This is a genomic window from Nitrospira sp. BLG_2, assembly GCF_049222245.1.
In genome coordinates, this window is record NZ_JBLYIG010000409.1 from 1 (window position 1) to 2,771 (window position 2,771).

The window sequence follows — 2,771 nt, forward strand, 5'->3', positions numbered from 1 at the left end:
ATCGTTGCGCTCGATCACCGACCGCCCACGTACGAATCGCCACATCCACAGCGTCCTTCAGAGACACGATGGACTGTTGTCGGACATACCCGATCATCCTCTGCTCAACTATCGACGTAGCGGCAAGCACCACATACCGGCTCTTTTCCTCAAAAGTTCCGTCGTAGTTGATCGTCAAAAACCCGTCTCTACCGGCTTTCCGGCTCAATTCTGCCAGCAGGATTTTCACGATGAAGGGGGCCTTGAACACCTCTTCGAACGCTTGTTTGATGACCGGCGCGATGCCGTACTTCACCAGGCGGCTCCCGGTCACATCGGAAGCGGAGCGATTGAACCCTTCGACGTGCGCCATTTCCAACAGATTGAAACGCAGTTTCTCCAGGTCGGCCGGATGCCCCATACCGCCTAAGGCCAGGCGATCATAAATCTCATATAACTTAGGCGTGCCTTTGCTCATCGTCGTGAGCAGAATGCCGTGCTCGTACGCGACCCCGACGACGGGTGTGCCCTCCTTGAGTTGATCGTCCAGATATTGCCGGCGATTTCCGACTGCTTCCACCCATCGATATGGCTCTTCATACATAGCTAATGCCCCTTACACACTTCGAGCAACCCTTGATTCAAACAGCGATCGGAGCTGAAGATCCGACATCACTCTGACACCACCGGCCGTGATGAACTTAATGACCGGATAGAGACCGGCATCACGGTTGACTCCGCCGGTCGCACTGTCGAATTCCGCCGCACTCGTCAATAGTCGCAACGCCTGAACGGTTGCCTGTTCTTCCGGCATCGTACTCAGGAGCTGCTCGCCCCATGTATTCAAGTAATGAAGGATCCCTCGGATTGTCGATGAGCCGGACCCCGATACCGCATATTCCACTCCCTCGAACTCCGCGCCGAGAATGTCGTAAAAGTAGATTTTCGCTGCCTCTTGCCCGGCATCGTAACCAGCAAAGATCGGGGCTACCGCGCCGGTTCCCGCCAACGCCGCCGCGACATTCTCTTTCAACAATTTGGATAGAGATCGGAGCTTTCCCTCGAAGCTGAGTTCCTGGAGTTGTGTCCGCCGATAATACTTGAAAGAATGTTCAAGGATGCGCGCCATTTCATAGGCAGTTGCCGGCACTCCGGCGATCGCCATGACACTATACCGGTCGATCTCCAATACCTTGTCAGTGCGGTCGTACATCACCATATTCCCGGCGGTCGCGCGCCGATCTCCCGCGACCAGAACGCCTTCGCGATATTTAAACGCGAGGATGGTGGTGGCGGTCGTCAGTTCTTGCCGTACCCCGGACTGTCCAGACAATCCGAACTCGTATCCCCGTTCTTTCAAGAGCTGGTAGAAATCGCCTTGCAGGCCCATCTAGTTCCTCAGTGCCGAATGTGAAGTGTTGAGCGCTGAGTAGTTAAAGAGGGTCGCCCTAAATACTCAGCACTCAAGACTATTCCCCGGTCCTCTGTCGATACCGCTCTGCTTGTTTGGGATCAACTTTACGCATACGCTTCAGAAGGCTATCCTTATCCGGTGATCCGGTGTCAGGTCGCCGAGGTCCGCCGCCTTCTTCTTCAGGACGAGGCGACTTCGGCATAGGATCGACTGGGCCTTCGCGTCGTTCCGGTGCCATGTTGTATCTCATACCTGTCTATCCTTTCCATCGTTCCACAATCTCAGCGCATCAACCGGCGAAGAAGCTTTCGAAAAAATCTGTGCGCATCTCTGTACTTCATCAGGAGCGAAAAGATCTCCCATCTCGAGGACTCGCGATCGGAACCCGCCTGTAAACTGCACACGCTCCCACTGAAGTGATTTGATTCCCCATGAAAATCGCTGCACGCAAAGTCCGCGCAGCCCTCCACGGGTGTCGCTCGGACCATTCCGAATGGCCTCCTCGATCTTTTCGTCAGTCGTCATCCGCCAAGCCTTCCCTTCCGCTTCCAATCCTAGATACAGCCCCTGTTCCGGGTCCACATTGTGATACTCCAGGTCCAAACTCGCCAGCCAGGGATCGTCCCATCCGATCCGTTCTTCTTGCATGAATGTTTCCAGCAACCACTGTTTCGTGACCCAATCCAGCTTGCCGACCAATTGAAACCGGTCTTGCGCCAACAAGCGTAAGGTCTCACCCCATTCCGCCAACAGCCAATCCGACTCCTCGTCGGTGCCTGTCAGTTCGTGACATGCCGCCTCATGGTAGCGCCGTTGAAGCTCCAAAGCAGAAAGCGCGCGTCCGTCTTTAAGCCGGACCACGGCTTTGAGGTCCGGATCGCGCGACAACTGTTTCACCGCGGCCACCGGCTGATCCAGCTCAATGTGAGGCATCGTTCCTCGCTCGATGAGGTCGAGCACGAGCCGTGTCGTCCCGATCTTCAGCGCCGTCGCATACTCGCACATGTTGGCATCGCCGATGATGAGATGGAGGCGGCGATATTTTTCACGATCCGCATGAGGCTCGTCTCTCGTATTCAGAATAGGCCGATTATGCATCGTATCGACGCCCATCTCGGTCTCCATAAAGTCGGCGCGTTGAGAGATCTGATACCCGCCTGGAACGTATCCAGACTCCTGCGCTTCGGTGCCGACCTTTCCCGCACCCGTTATCACTTGTCGACTTACCAAGAACGGCATCAAACCAGCGGCGAGGGCTGGGAAAGGGACGTCCCGCGAGACAAGATAGTTGTCGTGACATCCGTAACTGTGGCCATGAAAATCGGTGTTGTTCTTGTAGAGCCGAACATGGGCACCGCCGAGCACCTGATTGCGCCGC

4 protein-coding genes are annotated in these 2,771 nt (G+C 55.6%); all 4 read right to left on the reverse strand.

The genetic code is table 11. From position 1 onward, the window contains the following. The coding region (locus ACOSYY_RS11245; protein WP_421662465.1) for a hypothetical protein at positions 1-583 on the reverse strand (583 nt) is incomplete at its 3' end. A 12-nt stretch (positions 584-595) separates the two neighbouring features. Continuing rightward, positions 596-1,369 (reverse strand): hypothetical protein, encoded by a 774-nt coding sequence (locus ACOSYY_RS11250; RefSeq protein ID WP_421662466.1) that lies wholly within the window; start codon positions 1,367-1,369, stop codon positions 596-598. A gap of 79 nt (positions 1,370-1,448) precedes the next feature. After that, on the reverse strand, positions 1,449-1,643 hold the full coding sequence (locus tag ACOSYY_RS11255; protein WP_421662467.1) for a ubiquitin-like protein UBact: 195 nt from the start codon (positions 1,641-1,643) through the stop codon (positions 1,449-1,451). Continuing rightward, positions 1,640-2,771: proteasome accessory factor PafA2 family protein (locus ACOSYY_RS11260; RefSeq protein WP_421662468.1), on the reverse strand; the 1,132-nt coding region annotated here is incomplete at its 5' end. The genes ACOSYY_RS11255 and ACOSYY_RS11260, both read right to left, overlap by 4 nt.